Below are 25,235 nucleotides of genomic sequence, written 5' to 3' on the forward strand. Positions count from 1 at the left end.
ATTTTGCGCAATTTAAACCGTTAAATTAAATAATGCGCAAACATATTATTCTGTTTTTTTCAGCTCTGCTGGTTTTAGGTGCCTGTAAGTACGGTGGCGGCAACGCTGACGTTTTAGGTGAAGATGATATGGTAAGCCTGCTGGTTGACGTGCACATGATGGACGGCTACCTGGCGTCGCAGCCAAACAATGATAGCTTATATCGTTATGGTACAGGCCGGTATCTGTATATATTTAAACAACATCATACAGACTCTGCTACCTTTAAACGGAGCATGAAACATTATACCATGCGCGATGAAGTGCTGGTAAAAATATACGAAGAGGTAAACAAAAGACTACTAGCTAAAAACGATTCGATAGTAGCTGTTATAGCGAAGGATCAGAAAAATGCCGAAAGGCAGGCCAAAAACGCTCAGAAAGATCAGGAACGTAAAGCCAAATTAAGGCAAGACTCTATCAATAAACGATACCAGGACGATTTAAAAGGGATTAAAAAGGATTCTATCGCAAGAGCAAAAAAGGTAGCCATTGCTAATGCTAAAAAAGACTCCATTAAAAAGGCGCAGGCCGCTAAAAAAGCACTGCTAAAGCCTAAGAAAATTAACACTACCAAAATACAATAATGCTTTACCCTGAAAATAGTATTGATAAGCTGGGATTTACCGAGGTAAAGGAATTAATTAAAGCACATTGTCTGAGTATTATGGGCCAGCAAATGGTTGACAAAATACAAGTAATGAGCAATTTTGACCTGATAAGCAAGTTTTTAAGCCAGGCATCCGAGTTTAAAAACATCCTGCAAAACGACGCTGCTTTACCCATAACACATTTTTACGACTTAAAAGCCCTGGCCAACAAAGCCCGGCTGGAGGGCGCTTTTTTAACCGAGGAAGAATTTTTCCAGGTATACGCATCGCTCAACACAGTTTTTGCTGTGATTGCTTATTTTAATGAGCGCGAAGGACAATACCCAAACCTTGAGGCCTTGTTTGAGCATTTGCCTATAGAGAAGTCAATCATCCGTAAAATTGAGCAGGTAATTGATACCAAGGGCAAGATCAAGTCCAACGCCTCGCGCGATTTGGCAGACATTACGGCTGGTATTGCCAAAGCCGAGCAGGATGCCCGCCGTAAAATAGATCAGATCTATAAAAACGCTATCTCCAATAATTGGACAGCTGACGGATCACTAACCGTGCGTGATGGCCGATTATGTATCCCAATTTTGGCCGAGAACAAACGTAAGCTTAAAGGTTTTGTGCATGATGAATCTGCATCAGGCCAAACGGTTTATATGGAGCCCGAAGAGGTTTTTACCTTAAATAATCGCATCCGCGATCTGGAGTTTGAGCGTCGCCGCGAGATTGTTAAGATACTAACCGGATTAACGGATGAATTGCGGCCCTACGTGACGCTTCTGTTGTCGTACCATGGATTATTAACCAAGCTTGATTTTGTGCGTGCCAAGGCACTGTTTGCTATCGATATTGAAGGGGAGATGCCACAGGTTGTTAATGAGCCAAAACTTAAGCTGGTTAATGCCCGACACCCCCTGCTTTTTTTAAATTTCAAAAAGGAGCATAAAACCGTTGTACCCTTAAATGTACAAATTGATGATAGTACCCGCATTGTGGTAGTATCGGGCCCTAACGCGGGTGGTAAGTCTGTTTGTATGAAAACTGTTGGTTTGCTACAGCTTATGGTGCAGGCAGGTTTATTGATCCCTGTTGATGAAGCAAGTGTAGTAGGGGTGTTCAGGCTGTTTTTTGTGGATATAGGAGATGACCAGTCGATAGAGAGCGATTTGAGTACTTATAGCGCGCACCTGTCAAAAATGAAAAATTTTGTAGAGAACGCTAATGCCAAATCGCTGATACTGATAGATGAGTTTGGTACCGGTACAGATCCGCAGTTTGGCGGGCCGATAGCCGAAGCCGTTTTAGAGTCGCTTAATCATAAAAAAGTAAGGGGCATGGTAACCACCCACTACTCAAACCTGAAAATATTTGCCGGCAGCGCCGAGGGGATTGAAAACGCATCGATGTTGTTTAATAACGTGGAGATGAAACCCCTCTATATGCTTGAAGTTGGTAAGCCAGGCAGCTCATACGCTTTTGAAATAGCTCAAAAAATAGGTTTGCCGCAACAGGTGCTTAGCCTGGCCAAAAATAAAATCAGCTCTGGGCAAAAAAGTGTGGATACCTTGCTGGTAGGCTTAGAGCGTGAGAAAAAAGAGATCCTGGATACCCGCTTAAAACTGGACAGGCAACAACGCCAGGTAGACACCCTTTTAGCCGAGAATGAAAAGCTGAAAAGTTACCTGGAAGAAAACAAAAAAGTGTTGATCCGCGAGGCTAGAGATGAAGCGAAAAATATCATCCTTAACGCAAACAAACTGGTGGAAAACACCATCGCCGAGATAAAAAACAGTAATGCTGATAAGGTAAAAACCAAAGATTTGCGGGAAACCTTAAATAAGGAGCTCGAAAAGAATACCATAAAACCGGCTGTCACTAAAAGTAACCCTTTAGATGAGGAAATAAAAGTGGGCGACTGGGTTAAACTAATCGACTCGGAAACAAGCGGCCAGGTTTTGGAAATCGTCAAAGACAATGTCATCATCGCTATCGGCGATTTGCGTACCGTAGCCAAAAGAAAACGGGTGCAAAAGATTGCTAAGTCAACAGTACCTAAAGAGGTTCGCCGCAGCATGTCGGGCTCAACCAGCGACATGGCGAGCTTTAGCCCTGAGATAGATGTGCGCGGTATGCGCACAGAGGATGCCCTGGCAAATATTGAGCGCCTTTTTGATCGTGCGGTAATGATGAGCTACGGCACCCTAAAGATTATTCACGGTAAAGGCGATGGTATCCTGCGTAAGATGATTCGCCAGTATCTTAAGAAATACGAGCAGGTAGATCGCCTGGAGGATGAGCATGCCGACAGGGGTGGGGATGGGATTACCTATGTCTACCTTCGGTAACTAGGGGGAGATATTCTGTTGAAAATGAACTAATAATTTCATCACGGAATCATCATGCAACAATGACTGATAACTGACGGAAAGCTATTGCCAAACACCCTAATTAATACTACTTTTGTTCTTCATTTTTAAAATCCAATGTCTGAAAATACTGAACACGTAAAATGCCTGATAGTTGGCTCCGGTCCTGCAGGATATACAGCTGCTATATACGCTTCGCGCGCAGATTTGAACCCGGTTTTGTATACCGGTATGCTTGCGGGTGGACAGCTTACCCAAACCACTGATGTTGAAAATTTCCCGGGATACCCTAAGGGAATCATGGGACCTGAGATGATGGAAGATTTCCGTCATCAGGCAGAGCGTTTGGGTACTGATATTCGTTTCGGTTACGTTAGTTCGGTTGATTTTTCAAGCCTGCCGCACAAAGTGGTTGCTGACGAAAACAAAACTATCCTTGCAGACACCGTGATCATTTCTACCGGCGCTTCTGCAAAATGGTTAGGTCTCGAGTCTGAGCAAAAATATAGCGGTTTTGGCGTTTCGGCCTGCGCGGTTTGCGATGGCTTTTTCTTTAAAGGAGAAGATGTAGCAATTGTTGGTGCCGGTGATACTGCTGCCGAAGAAGCTACTTATTTGGCTAAGCTTTGTAAAAAAGTATACATGATTGTTCGCCGTGATGAGTTCCGTGCATCTAAAGCCATGGTACACCGGGTGTTGAACACGCCGAATATCGAGGTGTTATACGATACCGAAACCAAAGAGATTTTAGGCGACGGCCAATCTGTTAACGCGGTAAAGGTTATCAACATCAAGAACAACGAAGAACGTGTGTTAGATGTTACCGGTTTCTTTGTAGCTATCGGGCATAATCCTAATACTGAGATATTTAAAGGTTGGATAGATATGGACGAAACCGGCTACATTAAAACTAAGCCAGGTACTACCTTAACTAATGTTGAAGGCGTATTTTGCTGTGGCGACGCGCAGGATCATATTTACCGTCAGGCGGTAACCGCCGCAGGTACGGGCTGTATGGCAGCTATTGATGCCGAACGTTATTTAGCAGCTAAAGAGCACGTGGTAACCGCGTAAGCAGCTGAAATATATAATCAAAACACTCAAAGGTTGTCTATACAGGCAGCCTTTTTTGTTATGTAATTTTTACGTTGGGGGCTACGTTATTCTTTCAAAATCTGCTAACTTCACATTTCCTTAATTCGTATACCAATTTATAATGGCCTATAAAAAATTAATAGTACTACTTGCGTTTTTTACATTATCAATAGTAACTAAGGCCCAGGATACCGACCCAAACCTAGGCATTATACCGGCACCTGTATCAGTCATAAAATCTCCCGGTACATTTACGCTTAGCCAGGAGACCTCGTTATTTGCTGACACCCTAACTAACAAGGCTGTAATCTTTTTATCAGATTACCTGCAAAATACCACGATGCTGCGCATCCCTGTTAAGCTAAACAGCGGTGTAAACAAAAATAACAGTATAGTACTTACCAGCGCCGGCACTGATGGCCTGCCTGCCGAGGGTTACCGCCTAACTATCACCCCAACAAAAATTATTATTGCAGCAAAAGGCGCCGGCTTATTTTATGGCATACAATCGCTTATACAGATGATGCCGTTAGAGCGTACTGCTACCGCTAAATTACCGTGTGTGCAGATTGAAGATTATCCACGGTTTGGATACCGCGGTTCTATGCTGGACGTATGTCGCCATTTCTTTAATATCAGCTTTGTTAAACGGTATATTGACCTGCTGGCCGCTTATAAATTAAACACCTTCCACTGGCATTTAACAGATGACCAGGGTTGGCGCATCGAGATCAAGAAGTATCCAAAACTTACTTCCGTAGGCGGCTTCCGTAAAGAGACATTGATAGGTAACTATTACGACCGTAATCCGCAGCAGTTCGATAATACCAAACAAGGGGGCTATTACACCCAGGACGAAATCCGCGAGGTTATTAAATACGCGTCAGACAGGTATATTACCATAGTGCCCGAAATTGAAATGCCGGGCCACGCAGGTGCAGCGCTAGCCGCATATCCGCAGTTTGGTTGCGACTCCACCATTAACTACCAGGTGCTTACCAAGTGGGGGGTTAATAACGATATTTTCTGCCCTACAGAAAAAACGTTCTCATTTTTAGAGGATGTACTGACAGAAGTTATTGCCTTATTCCCCAGCAAATACATCCACATAGGTGGCGACGAAGCGCCTAAAGTAGCCTGGAAACAATCTGCCTATTGCCAGGCTATGATAAAGCGCTTGAAACTGAAAGACGAGCACGGTTTACAAAGCTATTTTATACAACGTATGGAAAAGTTTGTCAACTCTAAGGGACGCAGCATTATTGGCTGGGATGAAATACTTGAGGGCGGACTTGCCCCAAAGGCAACCGTAATGAGCTGGCGGGGTGAAGAGGGCGGTATAGAGGCTGCCAGGCAGAACCATGATGTAATAATGAGCCCCAGCAATGCCGGCTTATACCTAGACCATGTACAAGGCAAACTGAGTACCGAGCCTTTAGCTATTGGTGGTAATGCCCCATTGCAAAAAACCTACAGCTACAATCCAACGCCATCTGTATTGACGGATGCGCAGAAAACTTACATTAAAGGCGTGCAGGGTAACCTGTGGACGGAGTATATAGCTACAGAAAACAAGGTGCTTTATATGGCGCTGCCGCGATTACTGGCTGTAGCCGAGGTGGCCTGGACACCATTAGCCAACAAAAACTTTAAAGACTTTTCAGAAAACCGCCTGCCCGGACAACTAGCCTGGTTGGATAAGAATAATTTCAATTACCGCGTTCCGGCAGCTGTTGGTATTAAAGATACTGTTATGTTTGGTACCGAGTTAAAGGTTGACTTGAAACCGTCTGTAAAAGGAGCAAAGGTTTATTACACCATTGATGGCTACACGCCAACGGATAATGATAAGGAGTTTACCATCCCGATGACCTACAATGTGCCGCAGGATCAATATCGCGAACTGCAGGCTATTGTAATTACCCCAACCGGTAAACGCAGCGTGGTTACCAAAACCACGATGTATAACAAAGCGCAACTACCCGCGGTTGATTATAAAGGCACACTATCAGGCTTGCGTTACCAGCTTTTCCCGGGAGAGTATAGTAGTGTTAAGGATTTTAAACTGTCCGGTGATATCGCCGATTCATTGGTAACAAAAACTTTCAGCGTCACTAATTTCCGCAGGGGCGGGCCGTTCGGTATCATCTATACGGGCTACATTAAAATCGATACAGATGGTATTTACGGTTTTTCAACCGCGTCTGACGATGGCTCGGCACTGTATGTTGATGATACTTTGGTGGTAGACAACGATGGCAAGCACCCTGTTAGTGGTAAAGCCGGTGGTATAGCTCTACAAAAGGGTTATCACCGTTTCAGTATCAAATATTTTAATGTGGGTAGCGCTGGTAGTCTGCGGGTTTACATTACCATCCCCGGCAAACCGACCAGCGAAATTGGCCCCGAACTATTATTTAATTAAGAACTATGTGTGTCCGTTCCGTTTTTTATATTTTGTTTAGCTGCGCGATATTTTCAGGTTGCAGCCAGGAGCCTAAAAAGGTAGCCGCCAATAATGCCCCTAAAGCAGATGCCGTAAAGGCTCCGTTTAAGTATCAAAAAATGATAGAGGTGGCACCTGGTCAATATTATGACGTTATGAGCTGGGGCAGGGGTGCGGGCAAAGAAAGCGTTTACATGATTTTGCACTCAGACTCGTCTAACCAAAAGTTTACCACCACAACCGGCGATTTGGATGGTGCCATAACGGATGTTTACAACTCTGACATGGACATGGACGGTAACCCCGAAATATTGATCCAGGCCAAAGGTACCGACTCTATCAATTTTACGCATATTTACGCTTACGAGTTTAAGGGCAGCAATGCGCAGAAACTGGATTTTCCAAAACTGCAGTCCTCTAAAAAGAATTACCGGGGCGATGATAAATTTTATATATCTGAAGGGAAACTCATTCGCGAGTTCCCGTCATACACCAGCAGCGGTAGCGACGGTAAACTAACCGGCGGTAAGTACAAGTTTGAATATAGCTTGCAAGGCAATGAATTAGCTATAAATACACTGGTTAAAGATTCCACCCAGATGGAAAAGCCGGAGCCTGCAAAAACTGTTAAAAAGACAGAAGAAAAGCCTAAGGTTACTAAGTCGACAAAGAAGAAAAAGGTAGTGGCCAAGAAAAGAAGGCGTCGTAGGCGTTAGGTTCGAATATTCCTCACTCGTTACTCATTTTGAGATGACAAGATTGAAAGTATTATTGTTTTTTGTAACAGTATTTTGGCTCTGTCATTTACGTATTAATTAATACATTTGGTAAACGTCCAATCAACCTAAAAGAAACAGATGCACTTTTTATACCCGGCCTTTTTGTTTGCCTTGGCGTCGCTGGCCATACCGGTATTGGTGCATTTATTTAATTTCAGGCGCTACCAAAAAGTTTACTTCAGTAACGTACAGTTTCTTAAAGAGGTGCAAGAGCAGCAATCGTCGCGTCGAAACCTAAAAGAGCGCGTTATACTTGCCACACGTTTACTTGCCCTTTTATTTTTGGTGCTGGCTTTTGCCCGGCCATTCATCGCCAAACAAAACAACGCCAACGCGGGTGCCCAGCGTGTTATTAGTGTGTTTTTAGATAACTCCTACTCCATGCAAACCCTTAACCGCGAAGGCTCATTGCTTGATGAAGCAAAAAAGCGGGCTAAAGAGATCGTATCGGCATATTCTATAAATGATAAATACCAGTTGCTTACGCAGGATTTTGAAGGCAAACATCAACGGTTACTAACCCGGGATGAGTTTTATGATGCGGTAGACGCCGTAAAGATCAGTCCGCGCAGCCGCAGTTTGCAACAGATCATTGATCGTCAACAGAACCTGCTTTCTATGCAGGGCGGTACAGCGAGATCAATAGATGTTATATCCGATTTTCAAAGAAACATAAGTAACAGTCAGCCTATTAAGGTTGATACCGGCACCCACATCAGCCTCATACAGCTTAAAGCCAGCGCTCCTGCCAATGTAGCGGTAGACTCCGTTTGGCTGCTGAGCGCTATCCATCGCCCCGGCGAAACTGAGAAAATGGTGGTAAAGCTGCATAATTACGCAGACGAAGAAGCAGTTAAGATTCCATTAAAACTAATGATCAATGGCGAGCAAAAGTCGTTAGGTGGATTCACCCTGGCGGCTCGCGAAATACAGACCGATACATTAACGTTCTCGGGCCTTAAACCTGGCTGGCAGCGCGGCGAGATCGCCCTGCAGGACAATCCGGTTACGTTTGATAACCAGTTTTACTTTACCTTCAATGTAAAGCAGCAAATGCAGGTGTTGTTAATTGATGGGGGAACAGTTAATCCCTACTTAAACGCTGTTTTTTCAACCGATCAATTTTTCAAGGTAACACGTGTTCCTGATGGTAATGTTGATTACGCTGGTTTGAGTGCTTACCCGTTGATCGTGGTAAGCGATGTTAAAACCGTTTCGTCAGGTTTATCGCAGCAATTAAAAACTTATGTAAATAAAGGCGGAACGCTGGTAGTGTTTCCGGCGGTAGACGCGGAATTGCCGAACTACAAATCGTTTCTGCAACCTATGGGTGCCGCATTTCCTGAAAAGTTAGCCACCGAGAACATTAAAGTATCAGGCCTTAACCTACAGAACCCGGTATTTAAGAACATTTTTGAAGAGCTGCCATCAAATCCGGATCTACCTGTTATTAAAAAGTATTACCAGTTAAGCGCATCATCCGGCCGAAATGAAAATATTATGCAGGTGCAGGGCGGTCAGTCTTTTTGGGCGGGTTACAATAGCGGCCGGGGTAAAGTATATGTGTCTGCCGTGCCATTAAATGAAGACTTTAGCAATTTGCCGCGCCACGCGCTTTTTGTGCCGATAATGTTCCGGATAGCTTTATTGAGCGGGCATGATCAACCGTTGTTTTACACATTGGGGCATGATCAAACGGTTGAAACCATGCCAATACAGTCATCAGAAAAACAATTACTTAAACTAATAAAAGGCAAGCAAAGCATTATTCCTGATGTAAAACAACAGGAGGGAAGCACATTGCTCTATGTGTCTGACCAAATACAGGAAACCGGGCTTTATGAACTACGTAAGCAAGACAGTGTTGTGTCGGTGATGGCTTTTAACGATAATCGTAACGAGTCTGACCTGCAATATTATACCACAGCTGATCTTGAAAAGATAGTGCCCAATAAGGGGAAGGTTATTTCGGCTACAAAGGGCTCTGTAAAAGATATTGTAAGCCAGGCAGATTTTGGTGTGCAATTATGGAAACTTTGTATAATTTTGGCGTTGATATTTCTGGCTGCCGAAATTTTGCTTACCAGGTTCTACAAGCCTGAGCGACAAGTGTTTCAGTAAACAGAGGAAATCAACCTCAATCCATCTATAAAGCAGCGCTAATGAATTTGCTTATCAAATCGGCCACCATTGTTGATCCCAACTCACCTTTTAATCAACAAGTTGCTGATATTTTAATTACCAACGGAACTATTTCTCAAATTGCCAAAGACATCAAAACCGACGCGGAAGTTTTTGACGCTACCGGCAAACAGGTTTCGCCCGGATTTCTTGATCTTAACTGTAACATAGGCGAACTTGGCCTTGAAACCAAAGAAGACCTGCAAACAGGCACCGCCGCCGCCGCCGCCGGTGGCTTTACAGGTATAGCCTTAATGCCTAACACCCAGCCACCGGTACATTCAAAAACTGAGGTAGAGTACCTGCTTAACCGCGCCAAAGGCAAACTGGTGGATGTATATCCGCTGGGAACGCTATCGTACAAACGCGAGGGCAAGGATTTGGCCGAGATGTATGATATGTACCTGAGCGGTGCAAAAGCTTTTACAGACGGAAGCAACCCGGTGCAGGATGCCGGTTTAATGGAACGCGCCCTGTTATACGCTAAAGGTTTTGAGGCAACGGTGTTCTCATATCCCGAGGACACGGCCATTGCTGGCAAAGCAAAGGTTAACGAAGGCGAAATGAGTACCCTGTTGGGCATGAAAGGCATACCATCACTAGCCGAAGAGCTGATGGTGGCCCGTGATCTTTACCTGGCAGAATACACCGATTCGAAAATTCACTTCAGCACCATATCAACCCTACGATCTGTTGAACTGATCAGAGAAGCTAAAAAGAAAGGTCTTAATGTTACCTGCGACGTAACTGCGCATCACCTGGTGTTAACAGATGAGGCTCTGGCAGGTTTTGAAAGCCTTTATAAAGTAAAACCCCCGTTGCGTACCCGTAAAGATGTAGACGCCCTTATAGCAGGTTTAAAAGACGGCACTATTGACGCTATCGTATCGCAACACACACCTCATGAAATAGAGTTCAAGGATGTAGAGTTTGAGGTAGCCGAGTTTGGTATCGTAGGTTTTCAGACTGCGTTTTCGCTGGCGATTCAAGCTGGTTTAACGGTCGAATTGATCGTGCAGAAACTTGCAGTCAACCCACGCAGAATATTAGACGCAGAAACAGCGACCATTGCTGTAGACCAAAAAGCTAACCTTGTTGTTTTTGATAAGGATGCTGAGTGGACATATACAAAAGAAAGCAATCGGTCAAAATCAAGCAATTCGCCCTACCTGGGGCAAAATTTGAAAGGTCAGATATTGTTGACCTTTAACAATAATCAACTATTTAAAACGAAAGCATAATGATTGACCCGAAAATAAACATAGCGCTAAGCGCGGCACTAAAGGCTTTTTCAACCCATAGTGGTGTCGAAGTGACAACCATAGAGGGCGAATTTAAAGCCGTATTTGAATCTGATAATGATTTTTTAGGTAAAGTTGCAGATTTAGACGGTGTGTTTGATAGCCACCCGCAACTGGAAGTTTTACGCGAAGTGTTTTTTGATCTGTTGATGATCAATTTCTTTAGCGCAGACGTTAAAAAACTGGAAGAGGATTACCTTGACTCGAAAGAGTGGGAGCAAATTGAAGAGGACACCCTTGACCGGGGCACCGAGCTATTGAATTTGCTACTGTACCTTAACGAGTGCGAGGATGAAGACATAGAGCCTGAGTTAGAGGATTACCTGAAGGAATTTTTATTGGTTGACGAAGACGAGTTTCAGGACGAATACCGTATTTATGAACCGGTTATAGCCAACCAAATATTAATTGAAAGCTCCACTATAGAAATAGCTAAGGCAGCGGGTAAATTGCCTGAAGATTCTGAATTGAAAGAAATATTCTATCCGATGATGTGCTTTTTCCAAAACACTACCCCGACTGATAGCGACAAAGTAGAAATTGCAGCAAGCGCTGTAGATAAAGAGTTTGACATGGCAGTATTAGCTATATTAACATCTTTTTAAATCCCGATTATATGGAAAAAAATATTGACAAACTCATTAAAAAAGAGGGCTTTGAAAAAGGCTTGCTGTTAGGTGTTATTATGTTGGCGCTTGGCATCTTCACGTTTTACTTTATAACGGAGATGACCGATTCGATGTGGATGATTGTATTTACTCCGGTGATAACATCTATCATACTTCCGCTGGTAATTGCTGTGTTTTTTACCTTAAACCTCAGAAAAGCTATTGGTGGATACTGGGATCTCAGAAAAGCGGTAACAGGTATTTTTATCATGTTTGTAACCAGCTACGCGCTGTCGTCTATAGGTCGTGATATTATTTTTGCGAAGCTTGTTGAACCACAAATGACGGATAAAATGGCAAAAGCTATTGTCAACGCCACAACTGCTATGAAGAGTGGTGCAGAGCAATCACAAATAGATGAGAAAATAACCGAGATAGAAAAGAAGTTTGACGAGCAAAAAAGCCCTACCATAGGTAATATTATTCAAGGCATTGTTATCTCTATTATCATGGTATTTGTATTGGCTCTTTTATTTGCAGCCATCTTTAAAAAAGAACCACCCAGAAATAGCCTGGATACTGCTATTGATCCGGCTTTGCAGTAATTTCATTACAAATGCAAAGAGCCCGTTCCATTTTTGGAGCGGGCTCTTTGCATTTAATAAAAGCAGCGTCTGTGATGCTAAGGCAGAATTGTCGACTTTAATTTTATCAATCTAGAGTTTAGTATTACTCAATAAGGACAACCCTGCATCGATATATTGTCCGCCGGCAGTTTGTTTACAGTGTATCGCTATTACGTTCTTTCCATTAGCTTTTATTGCAGCTTTACCGTCTGCATTTATCGGCACCACTGTGTAGGCTGATGTAAAACCACTAATGGTAGCTGCTAGTACGCCGTTAATATAAACTTCGCAATCTTCATCATGATGGATGTACAGGGCCAATTTGCCTTTTGCTTCGTCAGATAATTCGCCTAAAGTAAAATCCTGACGCATCCAAATATCTTTGCTATTCCAGACGGTCTTGATGTTACCGCCCGGCGTGCCACGCGAGCCAAAGCCCGCCTGCCCCGTTTTCCAGGCCGCGTCATTAAAACTTTCGCCAAACCAGTCGCCGGTTGGGGCAGTGATGGTATATTTCCAGTTGATGGCTGTTTTCTGGGATGAGGGAAGTACCTCTTTTAAGTACAAGTTGTCATTAATAGCTTTCAGGTTTGATGCTAAAATCTTTTCTGTACCGGCTTTGTTAATCTCACGGTCGTAGGTCAGCAGGCCATTAAGCTCAATCTCAACGTCGGTGATCTCTGTATAAACTGCAGCGCTTAGACCCATGTTGGTTTTGTAGAGCACCAGGTCGTTAGCAAACTTATCATACAGATCGGTATATTCTTTTTTGTTGTTGATCATGATATAGGTATCGCCAACTTTCCAGGTATGATTAGGAATGATAAAGCCAATGCCCCCATACTCGCCGCAGGCCAAAGCCTGTGCCGTGCTGTAAGGCACAGCAGGCGGAGGGTAGCTATGGATATCCAGGTAATCGCCCACGTCAAAATGTCCGCCGCCGCTGGCCTGGTTAACAAGGCGGGATGGGTCAAGTTTCTTTACCATGTTGACTAATGCCGGCGTTTTATGCTGCGCCTGCCCTTCGTTAAAAACCACCCAGGTAATGATGCTCGGCGAGTTCCAATGGGTGCGAATCATCCGATTTAGTTCAGATCTAAATTCGGCAGTGTCCACAGGCGGTACCTTAGCGGTATATGAGTTAGGCGACGGCATATCCTGCCATACCAGTAAACCAAGCTTGTCCGCCCAATAGTACCAGCGGTATGGTTCAACCTTGATGTGTTTACGCACCATGTTAAAGCCAAATTTCTTGATCATTTCCAGGTCGTAGCGTAAAGCTTCATCGGTAGGGGCGGTGTAGCCGCCATCCGGCCAAAAGCCCTGATCCAGCGGACCTAATTGAAACAAAAACTTATTGTTTAAGTAAAGCTTTTTGAACTCGCCCTCTTGCTCCACAGAGATTTTACGCATACCGAAGTAACTTGATATAGCGTCGACATTGGCAGTGCCTTTATTTAACGCAATGTCAAGGTTGTAAAGGAAGGGGCTATCCGGCGACCACAGCTTGGGGTTATCAACGGCAATGCTGGTTTCTACGTTAGGCTTTATGGTTATTGTTTTAATTACGTTGCTGCCGTCTTTTATCTTTACGGCTACGTCCGTGCCACGGATATTACCCCAGGTGGTAACCGTAAGCTTCACTGCTGAGTGGTCGACATCAGGTACTATTTTGATGTTGCCAATACAAACGCCCGAAGACAGGGGTTCTAACCAAACCGTTTGCCAAATGCCCGTTACCGCCTGATACATAATGCCCTGCGGATTAAGCGTTTGCTTACCGCGTGGTTGCCCACCGTTGTCGGTTGGGTCGTAAACACGTACGGTAAGTTCTTGCTTGCCATCGCTTTTTATGGCCGATGTGATATTAAAGGAGAAGGGGTCATAACCACCTTTGTGCACACCAACGCGTTTACCGTTAACAAACACTTCCGATTCATAATCAACAGCGCCAAAGTTGAGCATTATCTGCTTGCCTTTCCATCCGGACGGGACGGTAAAGTTGCGGCGGTACCACAACCTGTCGTGATGCTCCATAACACCGGACAGTGCTGATTCAACGGGAAACGGCACCAGTATGGTTCTGCTCAATTTGCCTTGAGGTTCGGTCCCACCGGCCGTGCCGGGTTGAAACTGCCATAACCCGTTTAAGTTTAGCCAGTCTTTACGGACAAGCTGTGGACGCGGGTACTCTGGCAATACATTAGCAGGGTTAACATCTTTGGCAAATTTACTCATCAATGGTGCCGTTTTAAGCGACCAGCTTTGAGCAAATAAAGTCAATGATGAACACGCAAATACAAAAAGTATAAACAGTTTTTTGATCGACATTATACGGAGATTAGATAGGTTGAAATATTGATATGGTTTAGAATGCTAAACTAAACAATGTTTTTTACTTTACTAATTCTGTAGGGTTGTGCCGTGTAACTATTTTGATATGGCGGTTAGTATCCTTTTTTCGTCTTTTTGTAACTCTCCTAAAAAATATTGGTATTCCTGTTCCGTCTTATCTAACTTATCGATAGCTTTTTTTATTGAGGCAAGTGCTGCTTCATAATTCTTTAACTTCTCAAAAGCAACGCTTAGCTCTTTATAATAATCAGAGTCGTTAGGATTAACTACGAGGGCATTTTGTATATAAGACAAGGCTTTCTGATACTTTTGCTGTTGTAGGAATTGACTACCTATGTTTGCCAGTATTCTGTCTTCTGTAGGATCTTTATCAAAATCATATAATTTTTTCATCAGTTTCCGCCTCTCAGCCAAATAGATTTCAGGTTCCACTTTATTATCAAATAAAGGTCGGTACCAGTTGGCTATATTCCAATCATTAAATATAAAACCAAATGCATCAATCATTGAGTAAAATGGTGTACCATTATGATTCTTCCCCGGCAGGTCTATGTATTTGTATTTAAAAGAAGGGTTCGGCCCGTCAGCCAATAACTTCCCCAATACTTTTGATGCGGGCCTAAATGCTACTTCGTTGATACCTTCGGTGCCTGATGCCCAGCAAAAAAAAGTTTGTTTATTGATTTTCGAATGCAGCGTTTTTTTAACGTTGCTAAATAATGTACTATCCCTGTTCATTTCAAGCGCAGGGCTAACAGCAATAATGCCATTAAAAAAATCCGGATCTTTGGTGAAACTGTTCAACAAAAACAGCCCTCCTAAAGAATGTCCTATGCCTATTTTGAAATTTTGCGTACGGTAGTTCTTTTGTAATTCGGGCAGTAATTCTTGTTTTATAAAATCAAAAAATTTATCCCCGTTTACTTTGGCACTGTTTGGATTCGATTTAACAGCATACAATGGGCCAAAATCCAGAGCCCGGTTTCTTTGCATAATGCCTACAATTATGCAGGGCGGTATTTCGCCAAGATCAGTCAGTTGATCTATGTCAAATAAAATCAAATTTCTTAGATAAGCTTCATTACCATCAAATAAAAACACAATAGGGTAGCTGTTTTTCTTTTCGTCGTAATCTTTAGGCAGGCTCACCCAGTACTTTCTTGCCGTTGGGATAAGTTTTGGCGGCATTTCATATTCTTTGGGTTGCTGATATTTCATCAACTCCTGAGCGTTGATGTCAGCGCACAATAAATTTGAAATTGCAAACAGAATAAGGAATAGGTTTTTCATTCTCTTTATTTTTAACAAAGAAACACCGCTGACACAATACAGAATTGTGTTTTTCAGACAGTGCCTTGATCAAGTAATTTAAAAACCAGCTGATCATCGGCAAACTTACTTATCGATTTAAAAAAAGCACCGGGGCTTGCGCCGGCTATTTGCTTGTAAACATTTATGAAATAAGCCTGATCACAAAAATTGCTTTCGTAGCCGATATCCGTTAAAGTTTTACCCTGTTGATTTACCTGCAATGAATGCCTGAAGCGCGCTATGTTTTTAAACCCAATGGCTGTTATACCCAGGTGTTTAGTAAAAAAGCGGCTCAGCGTTTTTGTGCTTATGCCTAATTCCTGCGCTATTTGTTGGATGTTTTGCTCATTACTTGTATCGGCCAATGCGTTTACGGCATTAATCAACAGCGGATCAATGATCATCGGCTTATATATTGATAGCAAAAACGCCTCTAAAATACCAACCCGACGTTCTAAATCACAGGTGCCATAAAAGTCAGCAATAAAGTGGTTGTAGCCGGGCGCATGGCACCAATCGGTAAACAACTGCGAATCAAGTGGGGCAATATCTGCAAACGGCTTACTAATAAACTGGTTTAACCCTAACGGTTTAAAATGAATAGTTATCTTATCCAGTCGGCCTTTCAAGTTTGCAAGTAATGGCTGCTTGCGCATGCCCTGAACAAGCATCACATTGTTCTGCTCTTTACTTTCGGCTATACTGGTAGCATAGGGTTCAATTTTGGTTTCAATATTTTTATGGATATTAAGCGGGGTAGTAGTGTTAGGAAAAGAGTAATAGGTGACATTAAAATCCGGATCATCAACCACCAAAAAATAGTAATAGGATATGTATTGCCTTAATAACGGATGGCGTGGAAAATAAGTGCGGATATCCATTTGGCAATTATAACCTTTATCTCACGGTATGCAAAGGCTGTTGTTTAAACTGGCAATACTTTTGCGTTAAATAACTGATGCAACAATACAATACAAATAAACGCGACACCGGCATAATAGCCTATGAAATTACGGCCGACAGCATCAGCATAAAATTCAGAGATGGCTCGGTATATCTATACACCAAAAAAAGCGCCGGCGCGGCTGCTATTGCCAAGATGAAAGTATTGGCCGAAAAAGGAGCGGGGCTAACCACATACATCAATCAGCATGTGCGGGATAATTATCAAACCAAATTGAGATAACATAGGGTATTACACTCAGAAATTATTAAATTCGCACCACAAAAAACAGGTCACACACGTAAGTGACCGCGAAACGTAATTTATAAAACTTAAAAATCATAGTTGTAGATGATTAACATTACACTACCCGATGGGTCCGTACGTCAGTATGACGCCGGGATCACTGCCATGCAGATAGCATTGTCTATCTCTGAAGGCCTCGCCCGTAACGTATTAGCCGCCGAAGTTGATGGCGAAGTTTGGGACGCAAGCCGCGCTATTGAAAAAGATTCGACCGTAAAACTATTAACCTGGAATGATGCTAAAGGTAAATCTACCTACTGGCATTCATCAGCCCACTTAATGGCCGAAGCACTTGAGGCGCTTTACCCGGGCACAAAATTTGGTATTGGCCCGGCTATCGAAACCGGCTTTTACTATGATGTAGACTTTGGCGACAAAGTTTTATCATCAGATGAGTTTAAACAAATTGAAGATAAGATAATTGAGCTGGCTAAAACTAAGGCAGAGTTTGTACGCAAACCTGTGTCAAAAGCCGATGCCGTAGCTTATTTTACCCAAAAGGATGACGAGTACAAGCTTGACTTGCTAAAGGATTTGCCTGACGGTGCCATTACTTTTTACACACAAGGTAACTTTACAGACCTTTGCCGCGGCCCGCACATACCTAACACCGGTTTTGTTAAAGCAGTTAAGTTAATGAGCCTTGCCGGCGCATACTGGCGCGGCGATGAAAGCCGTAAGCAGTTAACCCGTATTTATGCCGTAACCTTCCCTAAGGCAAGCGAGCTGACAGAATACCTGCATTTATTGGAAGAAGCTAAAAAACGCGATCACCGTAAATTGGGTAAAGAGCTGGAGCTGTTTGCCTTCTCTGAAAAAGTAGGCATGGGCTTGCCATTGTGGTTACCTAAGGGAACCGCATTGCGCGAAAAGCTGGTTAATTTTTTACAAAAAGCACAAGCTAAAGCCGGTTACGAGCAGGTAATTACGCCGCATATCGGACATAAAAACTTGTACGTTACCTCTGGTCACTATGAAAAATATGGTGCAGATGCATTTCAGCCAATAAAAACCCCGCAGGAGGGAGAAGAGTTCTTCTTAAAACCGATGAACTGTCCGCACCATTGCGAGATCTATAAAACAAAACCACGTTCATACAAAGACCTTCCGGTACGTTTGGCCGAGTTTGGTACTGTATACCGTTATGAGCAAAGCGGCGAGCTGCACGGCTTAACCCGTGTACGTGGCTTTACGCAGGATGACGCTCACTTGTTTTGCCGCCCAGACCAAGTAAAAGAAGAATTTATGAAGGTAATTGACCTGGTGTTGTACGTATTTAAAGCTTTAGGTTTTGAAGACTATACCGCACAGGTTTCGCTTCGTGATCCGGAAAACAAAGCAAAATACATTGGGTCTGACGAGAATTGGGCCCTTGCCGAAGCAGCTATTATTGAAGCTGCAGACGAAAAAGGCTTAAAAACTGTGGTTGAGTTAGGCGAAGCGGCTTTTTACGGCCCGAAGCTTGACTTTATGGTAAAAGACGCGTTGGGGCGAAAATGGCAATTAGGCACTATACAGGTAGATTATAATCTGCCTGAACGTTTTGAATTAGAGTATACAGGTAGCGACAACATGAAGCACCGCCCGGTAATGATTCACCGTGCACCTTTTGGCTCATTAGAGCGTTTTGTGGCTGTGTTGATTGAACATTGCGCCGGTAATTTTCCGCTTTGGTTATCGCCCGAACAGTTTATCATTCTGCCTATCTCTGAAAAGTATGAAGAATATGCAAAAAAACTTTCAGATGAGTTAAAGAATTCCGATATTTGCGGGCTGATTGACTTTAGGGATGAAAAAATTGGTCGTAAGATCCGTGATGCCGAAGTTAAAAAGATCCCTTACATGCTGATTGTGGGCGAAAAAGAAGCTGAAGAAAACAAGGTTTCTGTACGCAGACATGGTCAGGGCGATTTGGGAAGCATGAGCATTGAAGAATTTAAAATTCAAATAATTAAAGAAATAACAGTATAACTTGGCATTAAACAGACCCTTTAACAGAGGCCCAAGGCCACCTTTCAAGAAGAAAGAAGCCGAACACAACATCAATCAATTTATCAGAGCTGCAGAAGTACGCTTAACCGGCGACAATGTAGAACAAGGCATTTATGCCTTAAAAGACGCTTTGGCTATTGCCGAAGAGCAGGAATTAGATTTGGTGGAGATATCTCCAAACGCTGTACCTCCAGTTTGTAAAGTAACTGACTATAATAAGTTTATTTACGAGCAGAAGAAAAAGCTAAAAGAAATAAAGAGCAATGCCAAGCAAACGGTAATCAAGGAAATTCGTTTTGGACCGAATACTGATGATCATGACTTTGACTTTAAATTAAAGCATGCTTCTAAGTTTTTAGAGGCTGGCGAAAAGGTAAGAGCCTACGTACACTTTAAAGGCCGTGCAATTGTTTACAAAGAGCAGGGCGAAATATTGCTGCTGCGTTTTGCACAAGCATTAGAAGATGTAGGTAAGGTTGAGCAATTACCGAAGCTTGAAGGTAAACGGATGTTTTTAACCGTTGCACCAAAGGCCGCAAAAAAATAACAAAATGTGCTTTTGCACAATTGAAGATAAAGCGTTGCGAAACGCCTATAACTAACAAATAAATAACGGATATGCCAAAAATGAAAACCAATTCCAGTGCAAAAAAGCGCTTTAGGCTTACTGGAACCGGTAAAATTGCGAGAAAAAACGCATTCAAAAGCCACATCTTAACTAAGATGTCGACCAAGCGTAAGCGTAACCTATCACACACAAGCTTAGTTTCTAAGGGTGATATGGGTAACGTAAAGCGTATGCTTTGTATCGGAAAGTAATTAATTAATTTTTAACCAGGTATTAGAGTTTTAAAGACCGAAAGGCACTCACTACCAAAAAGACAAAAAAATGCCACGTTCAGTTAACGCCGTAGCGTCTAGAAGACGCAGGAAAAGAATCATGAACCTTGCCAAAGGTTATTGGGGTTCAAGAAGCAAGGTTTATACCGTTGCTAAAAACACAGTTGAAAAAGGTTTACAATACGCTTACCGCGATAGAAAAACCAAAAAAAGAGAGTTCAGAGCTTTATGGATCCAACGTATCAACGCTGGTGCCCGTCAGCACGGAATTTCTTACTCTCAATTAATGGGTAAATTAATAAAAAGCGAAATTGGTTTAAACCGTAAGGTATTAGCTGATTTAGCGATGAATCATCCGGATGCTTTTAAAGCAGTGGTTGACGCAGTAAAATAAGCGTATTTACAAATAAATTAAAAAGGCCCTTACCTTATTGGTAAAGGGCCTTTTTTTTCTACCTGATTTTTGGAAAAAGACTTGCCATACTTGATTTGTTATCACATTGATACCAAATCCCTGATTTCTTTACTATTTTTTTGTTGTGCCCCACTATTTTTGATTTTTCCAATTATATTTAGGGAAATTAAAATTAACTGATCATAATTAAACATATGAAGAAACGCTTACTTTTAGGTTTCGCTGCGCTGTTTTGCAATTTTGCCAGGGCACAGCAAACCTACCCTGTAAATGGCGTGCAAGACATCCGGCCAGGATTGTATGCATTTACCAACGCAACTATTATTGCAAGCTCCACACAAACTATTACAAACGGAACATTACTGGTTAAAGACCGCTTAATCGAGTCGGTTGGCGCAGCTACACCTATCCCTAAAGGATACATTGTTATTGACCTTAAGGGTAAATACGTTTACCCTGGGTTAATTGATGCCTACAGCACCTACGGTTTGCCGGATGGAGCAAGGCAGGCTGCTACCACATTTGGCGGCGCTCGTGGCGCTACACCTATTTCAACCAAGCCGGGCGCTTACGGCTGGAACGAGGCGATAAAGCCGGAGATGAACGTAAAATCTATTTTCCATGTTGACGCTGCAAAGGCCGAGGCTTTAAAAAAGATAGGTTTCGGCGCGGTGCAGTCCTTAATACATGATGGTATTGCCCGTGGCACATCGGTAGTAGCTACCCTTGGCGACGAGCGTGATAACCTGGTGTTGCTCAACGGCGAAGCTGCGGCGCATTACTCGTTCAGTAAAGGTACGGCTGCAACCAATTATCCCTCGTCATTAGCAGGCTCAATAGCTTTGCTACGTCAAACTTATTTAGATGCGCAGTGGTACAAATCGCAAAAGCAAGAATTCAATATTTCTATAGCAGAATTTAACCGCACGCAGTCTTTACCGCAAATTTTTGAAGTATCAGACGCTTTCGAGGTTTTACGTGCTGAGAAAATAGCCAAAGAGTTTGGCGTAAAATACATCTACAAGACCGACGGCAACGAGTATCGTCGTATCGACGCTATGAAAGCCACGGGGAGCACGTTTATTATTCCGCTAACATTCCCTGATGCTTTTGATGTAGAAGATCCATTGCAGGCCCGCAGGGTAACCTACGATCAATTGAAGGACTGGGAGCTTGCCCCTAAAAATCCGGGAATCGTAGAGAAAGCCGGTATAAAATTCGCCATTACATCGTATGGTTTGAATAATCCGCGCGATTTCTGGACAAATATCCGCACCGCTATTGATCATGGTTTGACTGAAACCCAAGCGTTAAAATCATTAACGGAGATCCCGGCAGAAATGCTTGGCGTAAGCAATCAAATTGGTACGCTGGCCAAGGGTAAATTGGCTAATTTCCTGATTACGTCTGACGGTTTATTTAAAAAAGAAAACGTTATATATGAAAACTGGGTTGAAGGTAAACAGTATGTTGCCAGCCGGGTAACCCCAATGAGCATAGCAGGTACCTATAAATTAGCCGCTGACGGTTTAGAAAATATCACCCTGAAAATTAGCGGGACACCAGGCTCGTACAATTTAGATGTGCAGCGTGCAGGAGCCGACAGCGTGCGTTCACGTGGTGCCTTTAGCCGTACCGGGGACATGGTAAGCATGACATTTGACTTGAAAGCAAAACCAGCCGGAACGGTAAGACTAAGTGGCTATATTTCTTCGACATCGCCATTGAGCTTGGCAGGTACTGCGATACTGCCCGACGGTACTGCTACTAATTGGACAGCAGTTTCTAACGGTGTTACGCCGGCAACCCCGGCTGACAAAAAGGGCGATGCTGCAAAACCTAATATTACGGCTAGCCCGGTAGTATATCCATTCGCGCCGTTCGGTAATACAGAGTTACCAAAAGCCGAAGCTGTATTATTCAAAAACGCCACGGTTTGGACGAACGAAAAAGACGGTATCCTTAAAAATACCGATGTATTGATAGAGGCCGGTAAAATAAAAGCAGTTGGTAAAAACCTTGCGGCCGGTAGCGCTAAAGTAGTTGACGCTACCGGTAAGCACCTGTCTGCAGGTATTGTTGATGAGCACTCGCATATCGCTATAACTGCGGGTATCAATGAAGGCACACAAGCTAATACGGCCGAGGTACGTATGGGAGATGTGTTGGATCCGGAAGATATTAATATCTACCGCCAACTGGCTGGTGGCGTTACTACATCGCAAATTTTACACGGGTCGGCTAATCCTATAGGTGGCCAAAGCGTATTAATGAAACACCGTTGGGGCGTATTGCCTGAGCAATTGAAATATGAAGGCGCTGACGGCTTTATTAAATTTGCCTTAGGTGAAAATGTAAAACAAAGTAACGCTAATATTCAGGCAGGCCCTAACACCCGTTTCCCGCAAACACGTATGGGCGTTGAGCAGGTGTATGTAGATGCGTTTACCCGTGCTAAAGAGTATAAAGCCGCGCTTGCTGTAAAAGGCAATAGCGTTCGCCGCGACCTGGAGCTAGAGACTTTGGTAGAAATTCTGGATAACAAACGTTTTATTACCTGTCACTCTTACGTGCAGTCTGAGATCAATATGCTGATGCATGTGGCAGATTCTTTGGGTTTCCGCATCAATACCTTCACCCACATTTTAGAGGGCTACAAGATGGCTGACAAGATGAAAGCGCATAATATAGCTGCTTCGACTTTCTCTGACTGGTGGGCCTATAAAATGGAAGTAAGCGACGCGATACCTTATAATGGTAAGATCATGAGCCAGCAAGGCGTATTAACAGCCTTTAACTCTGATGATGATGAGATGGCCCGTCGCCTTAACCAGGAAGCCGGTAAAGCGGTTACCTATGGTAAAATGAGCGAAGAGGAAGCCCTTAAGCTTGTTACCCTTAATCCGGCCAAAATATTGCACATTGATAATAAAGTTGGCAGTATTAAAGCGGGTAAGGACGCTGACTTGGTATTATGGTCTGCTAATCCTTTATCCATCTATGCCGTAGCTGAAAAAACATATGTTGACGGTATTGCTTACTGGGACTATGATAAAGATGCCGAAAAGCAAAAAGCGCTAAAAGCCGACGAAGGCCGTATCATCCAAAAAATGATTGATGCTAAAGGTAAGGGCGCGGTTACGCAAAGGCCAACTGGTGGCGCACGTCGCCCGTCTTATACCTGCGATACGGTTGAGGACAGCGCTTTTGTAGTTGCTGATGAGTATAACGGAATGTTGAACAAAAAATAGGATCGACAAAATGAAAAAGATATTAATTTTTGGAGGACTATTGCTAAGCACGGTCCTAACATACGGGCAGGCAACTATATCGCCGGCCAACCCACAAGCGAAAACGATAATTATAACAGGTGGCACTATCCATATTGGTGACGGAAAAGTGATCAGTAAGGGCTATGTCGCCTTTGATAAGGGAAAGATCACCGCTGTGGGCGAGGGTACCGCTCCATCCATGGCAGGCGCCGAAATTATTGACGCCACCGGAAAACAGGTTTACCCGGGTTTTATATGCCCCGTAACAAATTTAGGTTTAATTGAAGTTGAAGGCGGTGCCCGCGGTACCGTGGATGACTCTGAAACCGGAGATCTTAATCCTAACGTGCGTTCAATTATCGCTTATAATACCGATTCGAAGGTAATTCCTACCGTACGTTCAAACGGCATCTTACTAGCACAGCCCACACCGGAGGGCGGTACTATAGCCGGCCAATCATCGGTTGTGCAACTGGATGCCTGGAACTGGGAAGACGCTGCTTATAAAATGGATATCGCGGTTCACTTAACCTGGCCATCAGCCGGCGGAGGCCGTGGCCGTAGAGGTGGTGGTGCACCTGCTGTAGCCGGTGCTGAGTCGCCGGACGAAGCCAGGATGAAAACCCTTGATGCTATCAACAATTTATTTGCGCAAGTTAAGGCGTATGCTGAAAGCAAACCAACCGTAATTAACCTGCGCCTTGATGCCATGAAAGGCTTGTTTAACGGCAGTAAAAAACTGTTTATTAATGCCGATGGCGCAAAAGAGATTATTGAAGCGGTAACCTTTGCCACTAAACTGGGCTTGCAGGCGGTGATTGTTGGCGGTAAAGAATCGTACCTGGTGACATCTGTTTTAAAGCAAAACAACGTGCCGGTTATTTTACGCGAGACACAGACCCTGCCATCGCGTGCGGAAGATGACGTTTATTTGCCTTATAAATTACCTAAGATACTGCAGGATGCGGGTGTTCTTTATGGTTTGACCGGCATTGGTTTCTGGCGTCAGCGCAATTTACCTTTCGAAGCCGGACAGGCTGTCGGTTATGGTTTAACTAAAGAGCAGGCCTTAAGTATGATCACTATCAACAATGCTAAAATATTGGGTATTGATAAAACGACAGGGACTTTAGAAACCGGTAAAGATGCCAACCTATTTATTTCAAACGGTGACGCGTTGGATATGATTACCCTTGATGTAACCAAAGCTTACATACAAGGCAGGGATATCAATCTTGATAACCTGCACAAGCAGCTTTACAAGCGTTATGCTGATAAATATGGTATGAAAGACTAATTCTCCCACATCTATAAACAAAGCCCCGTCTGTTCAATCAGACGGGGCTTTGTTTTTGTGGGTTGCTAGGGCTTAAGCGGTTTTGGGTTTAGTGCCTCTTATTTTGATGACGATGTAGTGCACCAATAATCCAAGCAAGGTCCAATACATCGCGAAACCGATCATAAAGAATGGGGGTGGGGTATCCGGTTCCTGGCGCAGAAAAGCGATAAAAGGCATTAGCGGCGCCATTAAAATAAACCTAATGGGTAATAAAATCGTCGAAATGACTGATTGCCAGGTAGACTGATCCACCGCCAGGGCCCGCCACTCTGACGGTTGATTTAACAGAAATTTACAGGCAAATATAAATACAAAGGCTGAAAGGACGAAGTAGGTGACAAACCTGGCTCTTGAGATTTTCATGGTTTAATAGTTTTTAGTGATTGTTTGATAAAAAGTACTTTGATATACAAAGTTAA

At 43.3% G+C, this 25,235-nt stretch carries 20 protein-coding genes; 16 read left to right on the forward strand and 4 right to left on the reverse strand.

All coding sequences use genetic code 11. The features are described from left to right. The first annotated feature begins 32 nt into the window (after positions 1–32). From ACFSYC_RS11225 to ACFSYC_RS11265, 9 genes are all read left to right on the forward strand, one after another. Positions 33–626 carry a DUF4296 domain-containing protein gene (locus tag ACFSYC_RS11225; RefSeq protein WP_377127267.1) on the forward strand — a complete coding sequence of 198 codons (594 nt, stop codon included), beginning with the start codon at positions 33–35 and terminating at the stop codon, positions 624–626. Next, positions 626–2,986 carry an endonuclease MutS2 gene (locus ACFSYC_RS11230; protein WP_377127270.1) on the forward strand — a complete coding sequence of 787 codons (2,361 nt, stop codon included), beginning with the start codon at positions 626–628 and terminating at the stop codon, positions 2,984–2,986. Before ACFSYC_RS11225 ends, ACFSYC_RS11230 begins: the two co-directional genes overlap by 1 nt. Positions 2,987–3,124: 138 nt before the next feature. Continuing rightward, complete coding sequence (gene trxB / locus ACFSYC_RS11235) at positions 3,125–4,081, forward strand: thioredoxin-disulfide reductase (RefSeq protein WP_377127273.1); 957 nt, start codon at positions 3,125–3,127, stop codon at positions 4,079–4,081. Positions 4,082–4,223: 142 nt separating this feature from the next. Beyond that, positions 4,224–6,527: a family 20 glycosylhydrolase gene (locus tag ACFSYC_RS11240; RefSeq protein WP_377127276.1), complete on the forward strand. Its 2,304-nt coding sequence runs from the start codon at positions 4,224–4,226 to the stop codon at positions 6,525–6,527. A 5-nt stretch (positions 6,528–6,532) separates the two neighbouring features. Further along, the gene (locus ACFSYC_RS11245) at positions 6,533–7,264 is read left to right on the forward strand and encodes a hypothetical protein (protein WP_377127279.1); all 732 of its coding nucleotides are present in this window, start codon (positions 6,533–6,535) and stop codon (positions 7,262–7,264) included. A 141-nt stretch (positions 7,265–7,405) separates the two neighbouring features. Then, positions 7,406–9,448 carry a BatA domain-containing protein gene (locus ACFSYC_RS11250; protein WP_377127282.1) on the forward strand — a complete coding sequence of 681 codons (2,043 nt, stop codon included), beginning with the start codon at positions 7,406–7,408 and terminating at the stop codon, positions 9,446–9,448. A gap of 41 nt (positions 9,449–9,489) precedes the next feature. Then, entirely contained in the window at positions 9,490–10,749 is a 1,260-nt protein-coding gene (locus tag ACFSYC_RS11255; RefSeq protein ID WP_377127285.1) for a dihydroorotase, read from the forward strand. Further along, entirely contained in the window at positions 10,749–11,414 is a 666-nt protein-coding gene (locus ACFSYC_RS11260) for a hypothetical protein (protein ID WP_377127288.1), read from the forward strand. Before ACFSYC_RS11255 ends, ACFSYC_RS11260 begins: the two co-directional genes overlap by 1 nt. An 11-nt stretch (positions 11,415–11,425) precedes the next feature. Then, entirely contained in the window at positions 11,426–12,022 is a 597-nt protein-coding gene (locus ACFSYC_RS11265; RefSeq protein WP_377127290.1) for a DUF4199 domain-containing protein, read from the forward strand. A gap of 111 nt (positions 12,023–12,133) precedes the next feature. Here ACFSYC_RS11265 and ACFSYC_RS11270 read toward each other — a convergent pair whose 3' ends face one another. From ACFSYC_RS11270 to ACFSYC_RS11280, 3 genes are all read right to left on the reverse strand, one after another. Continuing rightward, positions 12,134–14,374 carry a glycoside hydrolase family 2 protein gene (locus ACFSYC_RS11270; RefSeq protein WP_377127293.1) on the reverse strand — a complete coding sequence of 747 codons (2,241 nt, stop codon included), beginning with the start codon at positions 14,372–14,374 and terminating at the stop codon, positions 12,134–12,136. Positions 14,375–14,473: 99 nt separating this feature from the next. Further along, a complete protein-coding gene (locus ACFSYC_RS11275) occupies positions 14,474–15,688 on the reverse strand; it encodes an alpha/beta hydrolase-fold protein (protein ID WP_377127296.1) in 1,215 nt (404 codons plus the stop codon). A gap of 53 nt (positions 15,689–15,741) precedes the next feature. Further along, positions 15,742–16,590 (reverse strand): helix-turn-helix domain-containing protein, encoded by an 849-nt coding sequence (locus ACFSYC_RS11280; protein ID WP_377127298.1) that lies wholly within the window; start codon positions 16,588–16,590, stop codon positions 15,742–15,744. Positions 16,591–16,667: 77 nt separating this feature from the next. On the opposite strand from ACFSYC_RS11280, the gene ACFSYC_RS11285 reads away from it, so the two are divergent. The 7 genes from ACFSYC_RS11285 (at position 16,668) to ACFSYC_RS11315 (ending at position 24,774) form a co-directional block, all read left to right on the forward strand. Continuing rightward, positions 16,668–16,895 carry a hypothetical protein gene (locus ACFSYC_RS11285; protein ID WP_377127301.1) on the forward strand — a complete coding sequence of 76 codons (228 nt, stop codon included), beginning with the start codon at positions 16,668–16,670 and terminating at the stop codon, positions 16,893–16,895. A gap of 108 nt (positions 16,896–17,003) precedes the next feature. Then, positions 17,004–18,929 (forward strand): threonine--tRNA ligase, encoded by a 1,926-nt coding sequence (gene thrS / locus ACFSYC_RS11290; RefSeq protein WP_377127305.1) that lies wholly within the window; start codon positions 17,004–17,006, stop codon positions 18,927–18,929. A gap of 1 nt (position 18,930) precedes the next feature. Next, the gene (gene infC / locus ACFSYC_RS11295) at positions 18,931–19,497 is read left to right on the forward strand and encodes a translation initiation factor IF-3 (protein WP_377127308.1); all 567 of its coding nucleotides are present in this window, start codon (positions 18,931–18,933) and stop codon (positions 19,495–19,497) included. A gap of 71 nt (positions 19,498–19,568) precedes the next feature. Then, positions 19,569–19,769, forward strand: a complete 201-nt coding sequence (rpmI, locus tag ACFSYC_RS11300; RefSeq protein WP_377127311.1) for a 50S ribosomal protein L35 — start codon at positions 19,569–19,571, stop codon at positions 19,767–19,769. 70 nt (positions 19,770–19,839) lie between these two features. Beyond that, a complete protein-coding gene (gene rplT, locus ACFSYC_RS11305; RefSeq protein ID WP_377127314.1) occupies positions 19,840–20,184 on the forward strand; it encodes a 50S ribosomal protein L20 in 345 nt (114 codons plus the stop codon). Between the two features lie 215 nt (positions 20,185–20,399). Beyond that, a complete protein-coding gene (locus ACFSYC_RS11310; RefSeq protein ID WP_377127317.1) occupies positions 20,400–23,456 on the forward strand; it encodes an amidohydrolase family protein in 3,057 nt (1,018 codons plus the stop codon). A gap of 10 nt (positions 23,457–23,466) precedes the next feature. Beyond that, complete coding sequence (locus tag ACFSYC_RS11315) at positions 23,467–24,774, forward strand: amidohydrolase family protein (protein WP_377127320.1); 1,308 nt, start codon at positions 23,467–23,469, stop codon at positions 24,772–24,774. Positions 24,775–24,846: 72 nt separating this feature from the next. Here ACFSYC_RS11315 and ACFSYC_RS11320 read toward each other — a convergent pair whose 3' ends face one another. Next, entirely contained in the window at positions 24,847–25,179 is a 333-nt protein-coding gene (locus ACFSYC_RS11320) for a hypothetical protein (protein ID WP_377127323.1), read from the reverse strand. Positions 25,180–25,235: the final 56 nt, after the last annotated feature.

Source organism: Mucilaginibacter antarcticus (genome assembly GCF_042686155.1).
In the GTDB taxonomy this organism is placed as follows: Bacteria; Bacteroidota; Bacteroidia; order Sphingobacteriales; family Sphingobacteriaceae; genus Mucilaginibacter; species Mucilaginibacter antarcticus.